Genomic DNA, 18,698 nt, shown 5'->3' on the forward strand with positions numbered 1-18,698 from the left:
ACCTTTTCCGAAGAGCACGATATGTCCAAGTTCTCCGCCTCCGACGCGGCCTTCTCCGGTTTCCGGCTCGTGCGGGAGAACCTGAAGACCGTCGCCATCTGGGCGGTGGTCATGACCGTGCTGTCGATCGTCTCCAGCGTCGTGATGATCCACTTCTTCGGCAAGGATCTGAACGCGTTCTCGGCCTACATGCAGAGCGCCGGCGACGATCCGAATCCGGATGAAGTGGCGGCTGCCTTCGCCAAGATGGGCCCCTTCACCCTGTTCTCGTTGCCGTACCTGCTGCTGGTGAATTCCGTCGCCTTCGCCGCCGTCAACCGCCTCATCCTGCGCCCCTACCAGGGCGGTCTGGTTAGGCTGCGGCTTGGCGCCGACGAGCTGCGCCAGGCGGGGGTCTGGGCGCTCTACAACCTCACGCTCTTCGGCGTCTTCACGATCGGAAGCGCCTTGGTGGAGTTCTTCAGCAACATGAAGGACGCGACGGGCGCGCTCCTGGCGCTGGCGATGTTCTTCGGCACGATCGGCGGGGTCATCTACCTGGCCATCCGGCTGTCGCTGGCCTCGCCGGCCACGTTCGACAGCGGCAAGATCGTCTTCCTGCGGTCCATGCCGCTGACCAAAGGCCTGTTCTGGCCGTTGCTGGGCGCCTACTTCCTGGCGGTGATCATGTGCGTGGTCGTTGTGCTGCTGGTGTTCACGATCATCTCGGCGGTCGCCACGCTCATCTCCGGCGACATCACGGTGGCGGGGCGGCTGATGCACGCCGACAGCAGCTCGCTGGCGGTCTTCCTCACGCCGATGGGGATCGCCCAGACACTGTTCTCGGGGCTGCTGTCGGTGCTGACCACCCTGATCATCTTCTCGCCCGCGCCGACCATCTATCGCACCTTGCAGGATCAATCGTCCGCCGGCGCCGAGACCACCGGCGGCTGGTAAAGAGAAAGGCCCCGGAGATCGCTCTCCGGGGCCTTCGTCTTTCTGGGGGCCGCGCCGCCTAGGCCCGCTTGGCCTTCTTCAGCTCGGCCACCCGCGCCTTGCGGCGGTCTTCGTGGCGATCCAGCAGTTCCTTGAGGTAGCGGCCAGTCCAGCTGGCCTCGACCTTGGCCACGTCCTGGGGCGAGCCCACGGCGACGATCTCGCCGCCGCCGTCGCCGCCTTCGGGACCGAAGTCCAGCAGCCAGTCGGCGGTCTTCACGACGTCCAGGTTATGCTCGATGACGACCACGGTGTTGCCCTGGTCGACCAGCTCGTGCAGCACTTCGAGAAGCTTCTTGGTGTCCTCGAAGTGCAGGCCGGTGGTCGGTTCGTCCAGGATGTACAGCGTGCGGCCGGTGGCGCGCTTGCTGAGCTCCTTCGACAGCTTCACCCGCTGGGCCTCGCCGCCCGACAGGGTCGTGGCCTGCTGGCCGACCTTGATGTAGCTGAGGCCCACGCGCTTGAGGGTCTCCATCTTGTCGCGGATCGGCGGCACGGCCTTGAAGAAGTCGGCGGCCTCCTCGACGGTCATGTCCAGGACGTCGGCAATCGTCTTGCCCTTGAACAGCACGTCCAGGGTCTCGCGGTTGTAGCGCTTGCCCTTGCAGATATCGCAGGTGACGTAGACGTCCGGCAGGAAGTGCATCTCGATCTTGATGACGCCGTCGCCCTGACAGGCCTCGCAGCGGCCGCCCTTGACGTTGAAGCTGAAGCGACCCGGGCCGTAGCCGCGCGCCTTGCTCTCGGGCAGGCCGGCGAACCAGTCGCGGATCGGACCGAAGGCGCCGGTATAGGTCGCCGGGTTCGAGCGCGGGGTGCGGCCGATCGGCGACTGGTCGATGTCGATGACCTTGTCGAAGTTCTCCAGGCCCTCGATCCGCTCGTGCGAGGCGGGGGCGTCCGAAGCGTTGTTCAGGCGGCGCGCGGCGGCCTTGTACAGGGTCTCGATCGTGAAGGTCGACTTGCCGCCGCCCGACACGCCGGTGATGCAAGTGAAGGTGCCGACGGGGATCTCGCCCGTGACGCCCTTCAGATTGTTGCCGGTGGCCCCGATGACCTTCAGCATCTTCTTCTTGTTGATCGGGCGACGCTCTTCGGGCACCGCGATCTCGCGCACGCCGGTCAGGTACTGGCCGGTGACGCTGTTGGGGTTGGCCATGATCTCGGCCGGCTTGCCCTCGGCGACGATCTCGCCGCCGTGGACGCCGGCGGCCGGGCCCATGTCGATCACGTAGTCGGCGGTGAGGATGGCCTCCTCGTCGTGCTCGACGACCAGCACCGAATTGCCCAGGTCCCGCAGGCCCTGCAGCGAGGTCAGCAGCCGGGTGTTATCGCGCTGGTGCAGGCCGATCGACGGCTCGTCCAGCACGTACAGCACGCCGGTCAGACCCGAGCCGATCTGGCTGGCCAGGCGGATGCGCTGGCTCTCGCCGCCCGACAGGGTGCCCGAGCCGCGCGAGAGGTTGAGGTAGTCCAGGCCGACATCGACCAGGAACCGCAGGCGATCATTGATCTCCTTCAGGATCCGCCGGGCGATCTCCATCTGCTTGTCGGTCAGCTTGCCTTCCAGGCTCGCGAACCAGTCGCGCGCAGGCCGGATGGCCAGCATCGAGACTTCGGCGATGTCCATGGCGTCGATCTTGACGGCCAGGGCTTCGGGCTTCAGGCGCTTGCCGTGGCAGGTCTCGCACGGGGTGTCGGACTGGTAGCGGCCGAGTTCTTCGCGGACCCACGAGGAGTCCGTCTCACGCCAGCGACGCTCCAGGTTCGGCAGCACGCCCTCGAAGGGCTTCTCGACCTCGTACTTGCGCGCGTTGTCGTCGTAGATGAACTTGATCTTGGTCCCCTTGGACCCGTTCAGCACCACGTCGCGGGCGTCGGGCGACAGCTTGTACCAGGCCTCGTCCATCGAGAAGCCGTAGTGGCGCGCCAGGGCCTGCAGGGTCTGGGTGTAGAGCGGCGAGGGACCCTTCGCCCACGGGGCGACGGCGCCCTTGTGCAGGCTCTTGTCCTTGTCGGGGATCACCAGGTCGGCGTCGAAGGCGAGCTTGGCGCCCAGGCCGTCGCAGACCGGGCAGGCGCCCGCCGGGTTGTTGAACGAGAACAGGCGCGGCTCGATCTCGGCGATCGTGAAGCCGCTGACCGGGCAGGCGAAGCGTTCCGAGAACAGGATCCGGCGCGGCTCCTTCTCGCCTTCTTCGATATTGGCGAACTCAGCGACGGCCAGGCCATCGGCCAGGCGCAGGGCCTGCTCGATGGAGTCAGCCAGGCGCTGCTCCATGTCGGGCTTGGTCACCACGCGGTCCACGACCACGTCGATATCGTGCTTGAACTTCTTGTCGAGCGCCGGGGCGTCCTCGATCGGATAGTACTCGCCGTCGATCTTCAGCCGCTGAAAGCCGGCCTTCTGCCACTCGGCGATCTCCTTCTTGTACTCGCCCTTGCGGTCGCGAACGACGGGGGCCAGCAGGTAGAGACGCGTGCCTTCCGGCAGGGCGGTGATCTTGTCGACCATCTGGCTGATGGTCTGGCTCTCGATCGGCAGGCCGGTGGCGGGCGAATACGGAACCCCGACCCGCGCCCACAGCAGGCGCATGTAGTCGTGGATCTCGGTCACCGTGCCGACGGTCGAGCGCGGGTTGCGCGACGTCGTCTTCTGCTCGATCGAGATCGCGGGCGACAGGCCCTCGATCAGGTCGACGTCGGGCTTGCTCATCAGCTCCAGGAACTGACGGGCATAGGCCGACAGGCTCTCCACGTAGCGGCGCTGGCCCTCGGCATAGATCGTATCGAAGGCCAGGGACGACTTGCCCGAGCCCGACAGGCCGGTCAGGACGACCAGCTCGCCACGCGGGATGTCGACGCTGACGTTCTTCAGATTGTGCTCACGGGCGCCGCGAACGCGGATGAAGTTCAGTTGCTCAGCCATGTTTTCCGGAACGTTGGGCCGCGACATTGGTCGCAGCGCAGCGGCTATATGTAGGGCTCGGCGCGCCAATTAACACAAGAACAAGGTGTGAACAAATGTCGCGCCCGCGAGAGGGCGTTTCTGCTGACATTTGATGTCAGCAGCATGCGGCGCGAAGGCCGTAGCCAGCGCAACCTTCCCTAAACCCTGTTTGGAAGCGGGTTCTTCAGTCCACGCATGATGTAACGGCGAAGTTCGAGCCGAAGCTCGACCTTATGAAGGAACGAGCCATGGCCAAGAAAGAGGCCGGGAACGCCAAGCTGGACGCCAAGCAGGAGGCGTTCGACGCCCTGAGGGCGCCCAAGCCACGTTCGATCATCATCGACATGATGGTGTTCTGCGGCGGCGTCGGCTCGCTGGTGTGGGTCCTGCACGCGATGGCGCCGACCTAGCGACCACTCTGCTCACGCTTGCCGCCCAAGGCGCGGACGCGTAGAAACCCCGCTCCCAATCGATGGAGGCCCTCATGATCAGCCAGACGGAAGACCGCTTCGTCCTTCCCGTTTCCCTGACCGTGGGTTCGCATGTCCTTCGTCACTCTGGATGCCGTTTCCGCCGCCACGCCTGATGGCCGGCTGCTCTTCGAAAATCTGAACCTCGCGATCGGGGCCGAGCGGATCGGCCTGGTCGGGCGCAACGGCGCGGGCAAGTCGACCTTGCTGGCGCTGATCGCTGGCGCGCGTCCGCCGCTGGCTGGGACGGTCGCGCGGGCCGGAACCGTCGCGACCCTCGACCAGACGCCGGACGTCTCGCCGGGCGCGCGGCTGGCCTACCTGCTGGGCGTCGGCGACGCCTGGGATCGCCTGTCGCGCATCGAGCGTGGGGAGGGCGACGAGATCGACCTTTCCGAAGCGGACTGGGACCTGCCGGCGCGGCTGGACCAGGCCCTGGCCGACGTCGGCCTGGCGGGCCTCGACCCCGAGCGGCCGGCGGCGGCGCTGTCGGGTGGCCAGGCGACGCGGGCGGGGCTGGCGCGGCTGTTGATCGCGCGGCCCGACGTGCTGTTGCTGGACGAGCCGACCAACAATCTCGACGCCGAAGCGCGCGGCATCGTCGGCAAGGTGCTGACCCGCTGGCGCGGCGGGGCGGTGGTTGTCAGCCACGACCGGTCCTTGCTGCGCGGCATGGACCGGATCGTCGAGCTGTCGTCCTTGGGCGCACGGTCCTACGGCGGCGGCTGGGACCTCTATGCCGAGCGCAAGGCCGCTGAGGCCGACGCCGCCCAGCGCGACCTCGACCACGCCGAGAAGGAGGTCCGCCGCGTCGCCCGCGAGGCCCAGGTCGCCCGCGAGCGCAAGGAGCGTCGCGACGCCGCCGGCCGCAAGTTCGCCGCCAAGGGCAGCGAGCCGAAGATCATCCTGGGCATGATGGCCGAGCGGGCCGAGATGAGCGGCGCGCGCGAAGGCAAGCTCGCCGACAAGCTGGCGGCCGAGGCGGCGCAGGCCAAGGTCTCGGCCGAGGCCCGCGTCGAGCGCGCCCGGACCCTGGGCTTCGACCTGCCGTCGTCGGGCCTGCCGGAGGGGCGGACGGTGCTGAGCTTCGACGATGTCGCCTTCGCCTGGCCGGGCGGGACGCGCGTGATCGAGGGCCTGTCGTTCCGGATCGCCGGGCCCGAGCGCGTGGCGGTGTCCGGACCGAACGGGACGGGCAAGACGACCCTGATCCGGCTGGTGACCGGTGACCTCGCGCCGACCGCCGGCGAGGTGAAGCTCTCCGTGCCCGTCGCCTTGCTCGACCAGCGGGCGGCGCTGCTGCACGACGACGAGACCATCCTGGAGAACTTCCGCCGCCTGAACCCCGCCGCCAGCCAGAACGACGCCCACGCGGCCCTGGCGCGGTTCCTGTTCCGCAACACCGCCGCCCACCAGGTGGCCGGAACCCTCAGCGGTGGCGAGCGCCTGAGGGCGGCCCTGGCCTGCGTGCTGAGCGCGGCCGCGCCGCCGCAACTGCTGATCCTGGACGAACCGACCAACCATCTGGACCTGGCCTCGATCGAGGCCGTCGAGGCGGCGCTGTCGGGTTATGACGGGGCGCTGCTGGTGGTCAGCCACGACGCCGATTTCCTGGAGGCGATCGGCGTCGAACGAACGATAAGCTTGGGCGCAAAGCCATGACCCCCGACCTCGACGCCTTCATCCGCGAGCGCCTGCCGCTAGAGCCTGTCCCGGGCGTCCCGGAGATCCGCCTGCATCGCGCGGGGCCCCGCAGCGGCCTGATGCGGCTGGCCGAGGCCGATCCGGATTTCGGCTCGCCCTATTGGTCGCGGACGTGGGGCGGCGGGCTGGCCCTGGCGCGGCATGTCCTCGACCATTCCGAGGTCGTGCGTGGCCGGCGCGCGCTGGACCTCGGCGCGGGCTCGGGCCTGGTGGCCATCGCCGCCGCCCTGGCCGGGGCGCGCGAGGTAAAAGCTGCCGACGTCGATCCCTACGCGGTCGCCGCAACGCGCCTGAACGCCGCGGCCAACGGCGTGACGGTCGAGGCGATCCTCGGCGACCTGACGATAGGCGATCCGCCTCAGGTCGATCTGATGCTGGTGGGCGATCTCTTTTACGACCCTAACCTGGCGGCGCGGGTCACCGCCCATCTGGAACGCTGCGTCGCCGCCGGGATCACGGTGCTGATCGGAGATCCCTTCCGGGCCTATCTGCCGATGGAGCGGTTGCAGGTCGTGGCCGAGTATCCGGTCTCCGACTATGGCGATCCCGGCGGCGCGACACGGGCGGCGGCGGTGTTCGCGTTCGTGCGGTAGCGCTTCCGCAGAGCCTCACCACATCCCACCCATGTCGAACACTGATCGAGAAGAACCCTGCGTCGCCATCGAGACGCCCCTGGCCGAGATGCTGGCTGGCTATGACTGGGCGCGTGACACGGTCGGCGAGTCCGGTGGCGCGGTCTATCGCCTGTTCGGCCGCGCCGGCGCGCCGGACCTCTATCTCAAGCACGGACGCGGACCGGTCGCCGAGGACGTGACGGACGAGATGGTCCGGTTGCGCTGGCTGGCGGGGCGTCTGCCCGTTCCGGCGGTATCTCATTTCGTCGCGACGCCGGACGAGGCCTGGCTGCTGATGGAAGCGATCCCCGGCCAGACCGCCTACCAATTGCTGGAGGCGGCGGACGCCGAAGGCCAAGGCGCGATCGTCGACGCCCTGGCGCTGCACCTGAAGCGCCTGCACGCCATCCCGGTCGAGGACTGCCCGTTCACCAGCGACCACCGCTTCCGGTTGGCCAAGGCGCAGGCGCGCTTGGAGGCGGGCCTGGTCGACGCCGATGACTTCGACGACGAGCGAGTTGGGATGACTGCCAGGGCGGTGTGGGACGAGATGACCGCGCGGCTGCCGCTGGCGGCCGACACGGTCGTGACCCACGGCGACTATTCGCTCGACAACCTGATCCTGTGCGACGGCGCGGTGGTCGGCTGCATCGATGTCGGCCGCGTGGGCCTGGCCGATCGCTATCAGGACCTGGCCATCGCCTGGAACGGCCTGGGCGAGTTCGGCGTCTCGCTCCAGGCGCGGTTCCTGAAGAGCTACGGCGTCGATCAACTCGACGCGCGGAAGCTGCGCTTCCACCTCATGCTGGACGAGTTCTTCTAGGCCTTGCGGTTCAGGGTGATCGCCGAGCCGTGCTGCGGGCGGTCGGTGACCATGCCGCCGGAGCCGTAGGTGGTGGCCGGGGCGGCGCGCTGGCTGGCGATTTCCTGGGCGACGGCGTGGACCAGGCCCTCGGTGACCGTCTTGGCGGCGTTCACGGCGCGGGCCTGACGGGCCAGGACGGCGTCGAAAGCCTCGGTGGCGCGCATCAGGCGCTGGCGCAGCTCGGGGCGGGCGGCCTCGACCAGGGTGGGGTTGTGGCGGACCCGCAGCGACTCGTGCCGGTAGACATTGGCGAGCTTGGCCGTCTCTTCAACGTACTGCGCCGCCTCGTGCGGGCGGTGGGTCTCGAAGGCCGTGGCTTCCTTGGCGATCAGGTCGGTCAGGCGCTCGGTCAGCAGGGTCAGCTGGTGGACGCGATCGTCGGCGTCGATGGCGGCGATGGCCATGGGTTACTCCTTCAGACCTTGCATCTTCAGCATTTCGCGCTGGACGGTGGCCGCCAGGCCGATGCCGCCCGACTTGGTCACTTCCTTCGACATCGCGTCGGTCAGGACCGATTTGAACATCTCCTCGCCGTTGCCGCCGCCGAACGGTTCGGAGGTTTTCACGCCCTCGAACATCTGCTGCATCATCACGGACATGAACGAGCTCTCGAAGGTCTGGGCCGTCGCCTTGATCTTGGCGCGCTTGGCGTCGTCCTTGGCGGTGTCCTCGACCGCGCCCTGAACGGTCGATGCGGCGGACTTCACCGCCTGGGCGGCCGTCTTGATCGAGGCGGTGGCCGCGCCGAACTGCGGGACCAGGGTGGAGATGGTGGAGAAGGCGCTCATCACATCACCTCGATGTCGGCTTGCAGGGCGCCCGCGGCCTTCACGGCCTGCAGGATGGAGATCATGTCGCGGGGCGTGACGCCCAGGGCGTTCAGGCCGCCGACCAGGCCCTTGAGCGACGGCGCGCCGCCCAGGGTCAGCAGCTGCTTGCCCTTCTCCTCGTCGACGCTGACCGTCGACTGCGGAACGACCTTGGTCTGGCCCTGGCTGAACGGAGCCGGCTGGCTGACGGCGGGGTTCTCCTGGACCGAGATGGTCAGGTTGCCCTGGGCGATCGCCACCTTGCTGATGCGGACGTCGTCGCCCATGACGATGACGCCGGCCACCTCGTCGATCACCACCTTGGCCGGGCCGTCGGGCTCGACTTCCAGGTTCTCGATGTTGGTGATGAAGCTGATCATGTCCATGCCGGCCGGAGCGCGGGTGGCGATGATGGTCGGGTTCTGGGCCTGGGCGCTGCCGGGGAACTTGGCGTTGATGGCGTCGGCGATGCGGCGCGAGGTCGTGAAGTCCGGATTGCGCAGGGTCAGGCGCATGATGTCCATATTGACCATCTGGAAGCCGGTCTCGCGCTCGATGACGCCGCCGCCGGCGATGCGACCCGCGGTCGGCACGCCCTTGGTGACCGAGCTGCCCGAGGCGCCGCCGGCCGAGACCGAGCCGGTCTGCACGGTGCCTTGGGCCACGGCGTAGGTCTGCCCGTCCGCGCCTTGCAGGCTGGTGACCAGCAGGGTGCCGCCCAGAAGGCTCTTGGCGTCGCCCAGGGTCGAGACGGTGACGTCCAGCTTCGAGCCCGAGGCCGAGAACGGCGGCAGGCTGGCCGTGACCATGACGGCGGCGGTGTTCTTGGTGTTGAGATTGCCGTCGCGGACGTTGACGCCCTGGCGCTCCAGCATGGCCTCGAGGCTCTGCTTGGTCATCGGCGCGTTGCGCAGGCTGTCACCCGTGCCGTTCAGGCCGACCACGATGCCGTAGCCGATCAGCTGGTTCTCGCGGACGCCCTCGAAGGCGACGATGTCCTTGATGCGCGACTTGGCGAACGCCGGGGCGGCAATGAATGCCGAAACGGCGACCAGGGCGGTCAGCAGGGTGCGAAAGAATGAACGCGGCATGGCAATCTCGTCGTGGGGAACCGTCCCCGCGCCGCCCCATGCCAGAAGCGGGCCAGTTTCCTGATCGTGCTCAGGGCCTTGTGACTCAAGGGATTATGGATTCGGCGGTGGTCCGCTCGGCGCCTCACGGCAGAATCTGCCCGGCATTAACCATACTTCAAGCGCACCATGGATATTGATGACGCTGCGGGATAAGTGACTCGCGCGCATGAGCTTTTTGGAGCTGTCGGATGAAGGTTTCGAGCACGGGGGGCGTAGGTGCGAGCGGCGCGTCGCGGGCCAAGCCGGCCGGCGGGTCGTCGGGCTTCTCGCTTCCGTCCGTGAACGCCGCCAGCGGCGCGGCCAGCACCGCCTCGGTCGGCGGCCTGTCCGGCGTCGGCTCGGTCGACGCCTTGCTGGCCCTGCAGGAGATGGGGGCCGTCGGCAGCCCGCTGGAGCGCAAGCGCCGGGCCGTGCGCCGGGCCGAGCACATCCTCGACCTGCTGGGCGACGTCCATATCGGCATGATCGACGGCGACATCTCGCACGACACCCTGGACCGCCTGACCCGCGCGATTCGCGAACAGCGGGAAAATACGGAGGATCCCAACCTGGAGGGGATCCTCAACGAGATCGAAACGCGGGCCGCCGTCGAGCTGGCCAAGCTTCAGGCGCGTAGCTGACATGGCCGGGGCGGGGTTCGAAAACTTGGTTTTTCCCTGCCACGCTTGGCTTTCTCGCGCGTTTTACACCTGTCGTCGCCGTGTTCGGGGCTCTCGGGCGGGAGGCGCGCGAGCTGAACGCGCCACTCACGCGAGGTTCATTGAACCCGGCTCACCTTTTGCTATAAGCACGCAGCCCTTAAGGGCTGAGTTCATTGGGGCGTGAGGCGTTGATGCAAACGGCCACTGTTCTTGTAGAGAAGTCTGACTATCGTCCTTCCGAGGACGAGCCTTTCATGAATGAACGGCAGCTTGAGTATTTCAAGGACAAGCTGCTGGCCTGGAAAGAGGAGATCCTTCGCGAATCTCGCGAAACGGTCGCCCATCTCCAGAAAGAAACCGAGAACCACGCCGATCTGGCTGATCGCGCGTCCTCGGAAACCGACCGGGCTCTTGAGCTCCGTACCCGCGATCGTCAACGGAAGCTGATCTCCAAGATCGACCAGGCCCTGCGCCGCGTCGAGGACGGCTCCTACGGCTATTGCGAGGAGACGGGCGAGCCGATCGGCCTGGCTCGACTGGATGCTCGCCCCACGGCGACCATGAGCGTCGAGGCCCAGGAACGCCACGAGCGCCGCGAACGCGTCCACCGCGACGACTAAGCATCGCTCTCCAAGGCAACTTGGGGCGACTACTGTGTTTCAAGCGGCCTTGGGTGGGGAGCCCAGGGCCGCTTTTGTTTTGAGTTCAGGTGCGTAAGGTCGTTCATCGCCGCCGGAGACCCGACGCTTGAGCTTTTTCGAGAGCCTGCTGGCCCTGCTGGCCGCCGCGGTGCTGCTGTTGCAGTTCTCGCGCCGGCTGAAGGTGCCTTATCCGACCATGCTGGCCGCCGCCGGCGTGTGCTTCGCCCTGATCCCGGGCCTGCCGAAGATCTCGATCGAGCCGCACACGGCCCTGGCGCTGTTCCTGGCCCCGGTGCTGGTCGATGCGGCCTTCGACTTCCCGGTTGGCGACGCGCGCAAGCTGTGGCGGCCGCTGTTCGCCCTGGCCATCGTGGCGGTGGTGCTGAGCGCCGGCGCAGTGGCCTGGCTGGGCGTGAGCATGGCCGGCCTGCCGATCGCCGCCGCCCTGGCCCTGGGCGCGATCGTCGCCCCGCCGGACGCCGCCGCCGCCACCGCCATCCTGACCAGCGTGCGTTTGCCGCGCGGCTCGGTCGCGGTGCTGAAGGGCGAGAGCCTGCTGAACGACGCCTCGGCCCTGCTGCTGTTCTCGGCGGCGCTGGCCTTCCAGGCCCAGGGCGGCATCGACACGGCGCTGGCCGTCAAGCTGACCCTGGCCGCGCCGGGCGGGGTGATCCTGGGCATCGTCCTGGCCCGCGTGCTGCGCTTCGTGAACCCGTTCGTCACCGGCACCCTGGGCGGCAACATGGCCGAGTTCGTCACCTGCTTCGGGGCCTGGATCATCGCCGAGCGCCTGGGACTGTCGGCGGTGTTGTGCTTGGTGGCCTTCGCCATGACCGTGGCCCGCACCGCGGCCCTGCGGACGCCGCCCCGGATGCGGATCCACAGCTTCGCCGTCTGGACCTCGTCGGTGTTCCTGCTGAACGTCCTGGCCTTCCTGCTGATGGGCCTGCAGGCGCGGACCATCGTCGCGGTCATGTCGCCCGAGCGGCTGCGCGAGGCCGCCGTGTTCGCCGCCGCCGTCGTGGGCTGCCTGATCGTGGTGCGGATGGTCTGGGTGCTGATCTATATCCGGCTGTCGCAGATCTTCCCGTCCCTGCGGGGCGACGCCTATCCGACCCCGAACCTGCGCCATGGCGTGCTGGTCGGCTGGTGCGGCATGCGGGGTCTGGTGACCCTGGCCACCGCCTTCGCCCTGCCGCACGACTTCCCGCAGCGCGACCTGATCGTGCTGACCGCCTTCGCCGTGGTGCTGGCCACCCTGGTGCTGCAAGGCATGACCCTGTCGCCGCTGGTCCACCTGCTGGGCCTGGACGGCGAGAACGGCCTCGACGAGGAACTGGTCCGCATCCGCGCCGACATGGCCGGCGTCGCGCTGACGGTGCTGGACGGCAAGACCGGCCTGGCCGCCGACCACTGGCGCTACCGCTTCGCCGCCGTGCCGACCACCTTCCCGAGCCAGACCGGCGAGCTGGAGGCGCGCCGCACCCTGGGCCTGAAGGCCCTGCGTCGCCAGCGCGAGCGGCTGGAGGAACTGCGCGAACACCAGGCCGTCGGCGCCGACGCCTTCCTGATCCTGCAGGAGGAGCTGGACTTCGAGGAGGTCTCGATCAGCCGCGAGGACGAGCGCCAGATCGAGGAGAGCTAGTAGACGGGCGTCTGGAAGCAGCGCATCGGCGGCTTGTAGCGGGGCGGGTCGTAGACCATCAGGACGCTGTTGTCGGTGATCATCGTCCAGGTCTCGCCCTCGCGTCGCCAGATATGGACGCGGCTGTTCTGATCCCAGCCGTTGTCGTCCAGCCAGCAGGACGACACGCGCGCCAGCGCGAAGCGGTCGCCGGGGAAGAACGTGACCCGAGAATACTGGAGTTTGTCGATCTGCCGCGAGGGACCCTCGTTGTGCTTGATGATCTTGAGCGCGCCCGCTGCGTCCAGGGCGCGGCCGCAGTCGATCGGCGTGAGCGTCTTGGGCGTCATGTGGCGCAGCAGGACGGTCCGCCACGGCAGGCCGTCATGGCCCCAGCGTTCGAGGTCCGGCCGCGCGGCGCCACTGGTCCTGTTCTCTGCGCGCCGAAACTCGAAGGGAATGGGCCCGCCTTCGTCGCGCCAGACCATGCGCTGCTTTTCCAGGGTCGCGATGAAGCGGCACTCGCGGGCGATGTGATCGGGAGAATCCGGCGGATCGTGCAGTACGAAGGCCGCGACGCCGATCGCGGCGAGCGCCAGACCGATCGGGATCAGGATGGCGAGCTTCACCACATCGTCTTCGCGGCGCGGCCTGGCCATTCGCGGTCATAGGTCTCGCCGCCAACCTCGCCAGCGGTGACGGCGGCCAGCATGGCGCCGGGTGTCGGCAGGGACTTCGGGTCGACGTGGCTTTCCGGCTTCCACAGGCCCGAGCGGACGATGGCGCGGGCGCACTGGAAGTAGGCTTCGACGACCGTGACCACCATCGCCGTGCGCGGCGGCTTGCCGTCGACACTAAAGCTCTTCAGCAGCTCCGGATCGACGCTCAGCACCGCCCGGCCGTTGACGCGGAAGGTGGTGCCCGAGCCGGGGATCAGGAACAGCAGCGCCACGCGCGGGTCGCGGACGACGTTGCGCAAGCTGTCGATGCGGTTGTTGCCGCGCCGGTCGGGCAGGATCAGCGTCTTGGGATCGGCGATACGGACGAAGCCGGGCAGGTCGCCGCGCGGGCTGCAGTCCAGGCCCTCGGGGCCGACGGTGGCCAGGGCCACGAACGGCGAGGCCTCGATCAGGGCGGCGTAGTGCGGGGTGATGTGGTCGATGACCTTGACGGTCGAGGCGGGCACGGGCTGGGGCTGGTACAGCGCCTCAAGGGCCTCGAGCGTGGTGATCTCGTGCATCGCGTCCTCCCGTGGTCCCGGTTGTAGGACCGGAAGGCGCAGCGGACAATCTCAGGGCGTGTGGCTCAGGACGTGGACGCCCGGACACAGGCCTCGCGCAGGTGGCGGGCCGAGATCGGCTTGTCGACGATGGGGGTCAGGCGGCCCTTCAGCTGGTCGGCGTTGCCGGTGACATATACGACCGGGATGCGGCCCAGATGCCGCTGGATGGCCTCGACGGCCTCGACGCCGGTGCCGCCGACGATGCGGTAATCGGCGGTGATCAGATCTGGAGGATTGGCCATGGCCAAGGCCAAGGCGTCCGACGGACTGTCGGCGATATCGAAACTCGTGAAGCCCTGCTCAGCCAGGAGGGCTTCGACCTCGAACGCGACGAGGATTTCATCCTCGATAATCAACACGTGTCGGGCCTTCGCGTGCTCGGTCATTCACCGCAGCCTTCGTGATCGTCCCTGAGTCCAGTCAATGTCGGCGCGGCGCGCCGCGCCAGTCGCGTTTTCGTGATCGGTGTGAACGCACTGGTTGTATGGCCCAGTTCGGCTGCACGGCGCGGGAAAGCAGGCTATGGAAAGGAAAAATCAGAATCCGCAGGAGCGCCCCTTGTCCCTCATCCTCACCGAGAAGCGCGGCCACGTCGCCATCCTCACCCTGAACCGCCCCGAGGCGATGAACGCCCTGGGCGCGCCGGGCGATGGCGACCAGGTGGCGGCCGCCTGCGAGGCGATCAATGACGACCAGGACATCCGCTGCGTGATCCTGACCGGCGCGGGCAAGGCCTTCTCGGCCGGCGGCGACGTCAAGGCGATGAAGGCCCGCGAAGGCGCGTTCGGCGGCAACGGCGTGGCTGTGCGCGACGGCTATCGCAAGAACATCCACCGTGTGGTGCGGGCCATCTATGGCTTGGAAGTCCCGTCGATCGCGGCGGTGAACGGGGCGGCGATCGGTCTTGGCTGCGACGTGGCCTGCATGACCGACATCCGCATCGCCGCCGACACCGCCAAGTTCGGCGTCACCTTCCTGAAGCTCGGCCTGATCCCCGGCGACGGCGGCGCCTGGCTGATGCCGCGCACCATCGGCATGAGCCGCGCGGCGGAGCTGCTGTTCACCGGCGACGTCATCGACGCGGCCAAGGCCGCCGACTGGGGCCTGGTCAGCAAGGCCGTGCCGGCCGAGACGCTGATGGACGAGGCCCTGACGCTCGCCAACCGGATCGCCCAGCAGCCGCCGCACGCCCTGCGCATGGCCAAGAGCCTGCTCAAGCACGGCCAGACTTCCAGCTACGACACCCTGATGGAGATGAGCGCGGCCGCCCAGGCCATCGCCCACCACACCGAAGACCACATGGAAGGCGTCAACGCGATCCTCGAGAAGCGCCAACCCACGTTCAAAGGCGCCTGATATCATGGGCAAGGAAGCAAGCGGCGTCTGGGGTCAGCTGACCGACGGCGAGAGCGAGGGCAAGCTCTTGTGGGAGCCGCCGAAGCTGATCTTCCGCGGGGCCTATCGCGGCATCTATCAGGGCCACGCCCTGAAGAACCTGCGGACCGAGGGCGATGACCTGGTCCTGAGCGACGGCACCCGCTTCACGCTGGAGCCGGGCCAGGCCGAGAAGTGGCTGCACGCCATCCAGAACCCGCCCTCGCGCCTGGACAAGCTGGGCGTGAAGCCCGGCATGACCGTGGTGGTCGACGGCGTCGAGGACGAGGCCTTCATCGCCGAGCTGGAGACCCGCGTCGAACTGGGCGAGGCCGAGGAGGGGATCGACCTGCTGTTCCTCGGCGTCGAGGATCTGGCGGACTTCGACCGGCTCGAGGACTGGCAAGGCGCTCTAGGTCCCAAGGGCGCGATCTGGATCGTGGCCGAGAAGGGCAAGGGCGCGCCGCTGAAGGACGTCGAGATCCTGGCGGCCGTGCGCGGCCTGGGCTTCGTCGACACGAAAGTGTGCGCATTCTCGCAAAGCCATACGGCGTTGCGGTTCGTGAAGCGCAAGGCGCCGAAGGTCACCAGAAGTGACGACGTACCAGAAGTTGAGGAAGATTGATAAACTCGTTTTGAGTGTCGAAGCTCTCCCTCGTGGCGATCAGGCCACTTGAGGGAGAGAGACCATGGCTGACATGACCAGCTGCACCTTCACGGTGAACGACCGGGACCAGAACCGCGACTTCCTGTTCCAGACCGTCCAGCAGGGCGACAACTATCTGGTGACCGTCACCAACGACGGCATCGGCCCCTATGGCGTCACGCTGTCGACGAAGTCCCCGACGGCGACGCTGCCGCCGCACCAGGACGCCCGGGTGCGGGCCGAGGGCCAGTTGAGCCTGCTGTACGACCGCGCCGACAACTCCAATGTGGCCATCATGTTCAACGGCGGCCTGTACACCTACAATCCCAGCTACGTGAAGGGCGCCATCGTCGCCAACTTCGACTGACGGAGGTCGGGGAGGCGGGCCCCGATCACGTCCTTCAGGCCGAGGCGGCGACGGGCGTTCCAGTTCGCGCTTCCAGGAGCCGCTTCTGCTCGGCGCGGCTCCGATAGAGGAAGTCGTAGGGCAACCCCAGGCGCACGCTGGCCTGGCTGGGCGGCGAGTTCTTCACCGGAATCTTCTCGGCCAGTTTGCCGGCGGCCTTGAGGGCAAACCGGTCGAAAGCGGTCAGATCGTATTCACGACCCAGCGCCAGCTTCTGGCGCACGATCGGCGGCAGCAGCGACACCGACGCCCGCGCCAGGGCCTTGTGCAGGAATTTCGGCGCGTTCGGCGCGGCCTTGCCCGACTGGATGATGGCCAGGAACTCCTCGACGATCGGATGCGGCTCGAAGCGCGGCGCCAGCCTGTCCATCATCGCCATGAAGTCGGCCTGGGAGGAGGGCGAAGACTTCACGCCGTAGAGCCGGGCGATCGGGTGGGCTTCCTCGTAGAAGCGGGTCTTCTCGACCTCGCTCAGCGGCTCGACGAAGCGGTCATAGGCGTTGAGGAAGCCGTAGCCGGCGGTGGCGCTGACCCAGTCCAAGAGTCCGACATCCAGCGCCTTGTAGGCCTCGCCTTTCGGCGTCTGGCCGACCACGCGCGTGTGCATGTTGGTGACGCCCTGGATCACCCGCCGCGCGGCGGCCTGCGGTCCATAGACCCCGACCATGGCCGCGATGCCTGTGCGCTTGGAGCGCCCGATCGGATCGGCCTTGTAGGTCGAGTGGTCCCAGACGCCCGAGCGGATCCGCGCGTCGGCGAACTCCAGCAGCACGGCGGCCACGCCCCCGACCGCCAGGGCGATCGGGTTCTTGTAGACCCGCCAGTGCATCGAGCCCGGGTCCAGATAGGCGGGCTCGCCCGGCGGATGGGCGTAGTCGATCTTCCAGCCCAGATAGGTGTCGGCCATGGCGATCTCCTTCCCGAGGAAAGGTCGGGGTCATGGCCGCCGGTCGCAACCTATCGAATCCGATAGGGAAACTAGGCCGCCTCCATCGCCTTCACGGCTTGCGCCTTCACGCCGGTCTTGCGGCCGAACTCCATGACCCCGTCCTCGACCTTGCCCAGGCGCAGGGCGGCCAGGTCCAGGGCGTAGTTCTGGTGCACCTTCCACGGCTTGCGCAGGCCCTGCTTGGGGAACTGGCCGATGGCGCGGGTGACGTAGCCGGACGAGAAGTCCAGCCACGGCGCGACCTCCATCTCGCCGTCGACGCGCGGCATGCAGAAGTCGGTGCGCGTGCGGGTCATGTGGTTGATCAGGCGGCAGACATATTCGCTGGTCAGGTCCGCCTTCAGCGTCCAGCTGGCGTTGGTGTAGCCGAAGGCCGAGGCCAGGTTCGGCACGTCGCTGAACATCATGCCCTTGTAGCTCATCGACTGGGACAGATCGGCGACCTTGCCGTCGACCACGACCTCCATCCCGCTCAGCAGCTGCATCTGCAGGCCGGTGGCGGTGACGACGACGTCGGCGTCCAGGACCTTGCCGGACTTCAGCTGGATGCCGGTCTCGGTGAAGGTCTCGATATGGTCTGTGACCACCGAGCTCGAGCCCGACTTGATCGAGGCGAACAGGTCGGCGTCCGGCACCAGGCACAGGCGCTGGTCCCACGGATTGTAGCTGGGCGTGAAGTGCGTGCCGACGTCGTAGTCCGGGCCCAGATGCTCGCGCACCATGCCCAGCAGGCGCTCCTTGACCTTCTCCGGCTTCTTGCGCGCCATGTTGAAGAACAGCATCTGGAAGAGGACATTCTTCCACCGCGTCAGGCCGTAGGCGGTCATGGCCGGCAGCTTGGAGCGCAGCCAGTTGGCCACCCCGTCCTCGGCCGGACGCGAGACCACATAGGTCGGCGAGCGCTGCAGCATGACGACATGGCTGGCGGTCTTGGCCATCTCGGGCACCAGGGTCACGGCGGTGGCGCCGCTGCCGATCACCACGACCTTCTTGCCGCTGTAGTCCAGGTCTTCGGGCCAGAGCTGCGGGTGGACGATGCGGCCCTTGAACTGCTCTGTCCCCGCGAACTCGGGCGTGTAGCCGGACGAGTAGCGATAGTAGCCGGCGCACATATAGAGGAAGCCGCAGGTGAACTTGACGAGCTGGCCGTCGTGCTCGGCCTCGACGGTCCAGGTCGCCGTCTCGCTCGACCAGCTGGCGCGCTTGACCATGTGTTTGAAATGGATGTGGCGGTCGACGTCGTGCTCGCGGGCGGTCTCGCGGACATAGCCCAGGATCGACGGGCCGTCGGCGATGGCCTTGGCGGCCTTCCACGGCTTGAAGCTGTAGCCGAGGGTGTACATGTCACTGTCGGAGCGGATGCCGGGATAGCGGAACAGGTCCCAGGTGCCGCCGATCGCCTCGCGCCCTTCCAGGATCGCGTAGGTCTTGCCGGGGCAGTGCTTCTTCAGGTGATAGGCCGCGCCGATCCCCGAAAGCCCCGCGCCCACGATCAGGACGTCGACATGTTCCATGGTCATCCGTTTCCGCTTCCGCCCCAGTTCCGGCCCGCCGGTTGACCCGGCGTCGCTCTATGTGAACAGTGTTCACCAACAAACGACCGTTTTGACCGAAC

21 protein-coding genes are annotated in these 18,698 nt (G+C 67.6%); 12 read left to right on the plus strand and 9 right to left on the minus strand.

Features of this window, described 5'->3' with window-relative positions:
- The first annotated feature begins 21 nt into the window (after positions 1-21).
- Entirely contained in the window at positions 22-936 is a 915-nt protein-coding gene (locus AC07NI_RS00175; protein ID WP_494614786.1) for a hypothetical protein, read from the plus strand.
- A 58-nt stretch (positions 937-994) separates the two neighbouring features.
- Here AC07NI_RS00175 and uvrA read toward each other — a convergent pair whose 3' ends face one another.
- Positions 995-3,904: an excinuclease ABC subunit UvrA gene (uvrA, locus tag AC07NI_RS00180; RefSeq protein WP_494614787.1), complete on the minus strand. Its 2,910-nt coding sequence runs from the start codon at positions 3,902-3,904 to the stop codon at positions 995-997.
- A gap of 269 nt (positions 3,905-4,173) precedes the next feature.
- Here uvrA and AC07NI_RS00185 point away from each other — a divergent pair, with 269 nt between their 5' ends.
- The 5 genes from AC07NI_RS00185 (at position 4,174) to AC07NI_RS00205 (ending at position 7,536) form a co-directional block, all read left to right on the plus strand.
- Positions 4,174-4,335 carry a hypothetical protein gene (locus tag AC07NI_RS00185; protein ID WP_494614788.1) on the plus strand — a complete coding sequence of 54 codons (162 nt, stop codon included), beginning with the start codon at positions 4,174-4,176 and terminating at the stop codon, positions 4,333-4,335.
- 62 nt (positions 4,336-4,397) lie between these two features.
- Entirely contained in the window at positions 4,398-4,511 is a 114-nt protein-coding gene (locus tag AC07NI_RS00190; RefSeq protein ID WP_494614789.1) for a hypothetical protein, read from the plus strand.
- Complete coding sequence (locus tag AC07NI_RS00195; RefSeq protein WP_494614790.1) at positions 4,468-6,057, plus strand: ABC-F family ATP-binding cassette domain-containing protein; 1,590 nt, start codon at positions 4,468-4,470, stop codon at positions 6,055-6,057. The genes AC07NI_RS00190 and AC07NI_RS00195 overlap by 44 nt, the downstream gene beginning before the upstream one ends.
- Positions 6,054-6,692, plus strand: coding sequence for a class I SAM-dependent methyltransferase (locus AC07NI_RS00200; protein WP_494614791.1), 639 nt, complete (start codon positions 6,054-6,056; stop codon positions 6,690-6,692). The genes AC07NI_RS00195 and AC07NI_RS00200 overlap by 4 nt, the downstream gene beginning before the upstream one ends.
- A gap of 31 nt (positions 6,693-6,723) precedes the next feature.
- Positions 6,724-7,536 carry an APH(3')-I family aminoglycoside O-phosphotransferase gene (locus AC07NI_RS00205; protein WP_494614792.1) on the plus strand — a complete coding sequence of 271 codons (813 nt, stop codon included), beginning with the start codon at positions 6,724-6,726 and terminating at the stop codon, positions 7,534-7,536.
- Here AC07NI_RS00205 and AC07NI_RS00210 read toward each other — a convergent pair.
- The 3 genes from AC07NI_RS00210 to AC07NI_RS00220 are packed head-to-tail and all read right to left on the minus strand — an operon-like array spanning position 7,533 to position 9,478.
- Entirely contained in the window at positions 7,533-7,982 is a 450-nt protein-coding gene (locus tag AC07NI_RS00210; RefSeq protein ID WP_494614793.1) for a flagellar basal body protein, read from the minus strand. The two genes, AC07NI_RS00205 and AC07NI_RS00210, sit on opposite strands and share 4 nt — an antisense overlap.
- Positions 7,983-7,985: 3 nt before the next feature.
- A complete protein-coding gene (locus tag AC07NI_RS00215) occupies positions 7,986-8,366 on the minus strand; it encodes a rod-binding protein (protein ID WP_494614794.1) in 381 nt (126 codons plus the stop codon).
- Positions 8,366-9,478 carry a flagellar basal body P-ring protein FlgI gene (locus AC07NI_RS00220; RefSeq protein ID WP_494614795.1) on the minus strand — a complete coding sequence of 371 codons (1,113 nt, stop codon included), beginning with the start codon at positions 9,476-9,478 and terminating at the stop codon, positions 8,366-8,368. Before AC07NI_RS00220 ends, AC07NI_RS00215 begins: the two co-directional genes overlap by 1 nt.
- A gap of 230 nt (positions 9,479-9,708) precedes the next feature.
- Between AC07NI_RS00220 and fliX the strand changes: the two genes are divergently transcribed.
- From fliX to AC07NI_RS00235, 3 genes are all read left to right on the plus strand, one after another.
- A complete protein-coding gene (gene fliX, locus AC07NI_RS00225; RefSeq protein WP_494614796.1) occupies positions 9,709-10,140 on the plus strand; it encodes a flagellar assembly regulator FliX in 432 nt (143 codons plus the stop codon).
- Positions 10,141-10,352: 212 nt separating this feature from the next.
- Positions 10,353-10,781, plus strand: coding sequence for an RNA polymerase-binding protein DksA (dksA, locus tag AC07NI_RS00230; RefSeq protein ID WP_492837867.1), 429 nt, complete (start codon positions 10,353-10,355; stop codon positions 10,779-10,781).
- A gap of 127 nt (positions 10,782-10,908) precedes the next feature.
- Positions 10,909-12,447, plus strand: coding sequence for a cation:proton antiporter (locus AC07NI_RS00235; RefSeq protein ID WP_494614797.1), 1,539 nt, complete (start codon positions 10,909-10,911; stop codon positions 12,445-12,447).
- Here the strand turns inward: AC07NI_RS00235 and AC07NI_RS00240 are convergent.
- The 3 genes from AC07NI_RS00240 to AC07NI_RS00250 form a co-directional block, all read right to left on the minus strand.
- On the minus strand, positions 12,444-13,055 hold the full coding sequence (locus AC07NI_RS00240) for a hypothetical protein (protein WP_494614798.1): 612 nt from the start codon (positions 13,053-13,055) through the stop codon (positions 12,444-12,446). The two genes, AC07NI_RS00235 and AC07NI_RS00240, sit on opposite strands and share 4 nt — an antisense overlap.
- Positions 13,052-13,666 (minus strand): pyridoxamine 5'-phosphate oxidase family protein, encoded by a 615-nt coding sequence (locus AC07NI_RS00245; RefSeq protein ID WP_494614799.1) that lies wholly within the window; start codon positions 13,664-13,666, stop codon positions 13,052-13,054. The genes AC07NI_RS00240 and AC07NI_RS00245 overlap by 4 nt, the downstream gene beginning before the upstream one ends.
- A 65-nt stretch (positions 13,667-13,731) precedes the next feature.
- The gene (locus AC07NI_RS00250) at positions 13,732-14,094 is read right to left on the minus strand and encodes a response regulator (RefSeq protein ID WP_494614800.1); all 363 of its coding nucleotides are present in this window, start codon (positions 14,092-14,094) and stop codon (positions 13,732-13,734) included.
- Positions 14,095-14,266: 172 nt separating this feature from the next.
- Between AC07NI_RS00250 and AC07NI_RS00255 the strand changes: the two genes are divergently transcribed.
- From AC07NI_RS00255 to AC07NI_RS00265, 3 genes are all read left to right on the plus strand, one after another.
- Positions 14,267-15,064, plus strand: coding sequence for a crotonase/enoyl-CoA hydratase family protein (locus AC07NI_RS00255; RefSeq protein WP_494614801.1), 798 nt, complete (start codon positions 14,267-14,269; stop codon positions 15,062-15,064).
- A 4-nt stretch (positions 15,065-15,068) separates the two neighbouring features.
- The gene (locus AC07NI_RS00260) at positions 15,069-15,707 is read left to right on the plus strand and encodes a DUF3052 domain-containing protein (protein WP_494614802.1); all 639 of its coding nucleotides are present in this window, start codon (positions 15,069-15,071) and stop codon (positions 15,705-15,707) included.
- A 64-nt stretch (positions 15,708-15,771) separates the two neighbouring features.
- The gene (locus AC07NI_RS00265) at positions 15,772-16,095 is read left to right on the plus strand and encodes a hypothetical protein (protein WP_494614803.1); all 324 of its coding nucleotides are present in this window, start codon (positions 15,772-15,774) and stop codon (positions 16,093-16,095) included.
- Positions 16,096-16,129: 34 nt separating this feature from the next.
- Here the strand turns inward: AC07NI_RS00265 and AC07NI_RS00270 are convergent, their stop codons facing one another.
- Together AC07NI_RS00270 and AC07NI_RS00275 are read right to left on the minus strand one after the other, a co-directional pair.
- Positions 16,130-17,041: an oxygenase MpaB family protein gene (locus AC07NI_RS00270; RefSeq protein ID WP_494614804.1), complete on the minus strand. Its 912-nt coding sequence runs from the start codon at positions 17,039-17,041 to the stop codon at positions 16,130-16,132.
- 71 nt (positions 17,042-17,112) lie between these two features.
- Entirely contained in the window at positions 17,113-18,603 is a 1,491-nt protein-coding gene (locus AC07NI_RS00275) for a flavin-containing monooxygenase (RefSeq protein ID WP_494614805.1), read from the minus strand.
- Positions 18,604-18,698: the final 95 nt, after the last annotated feature.

Source organism: Caulobacter sp. GW821-FHT10E02 (genome assembly GCF_059415225.1).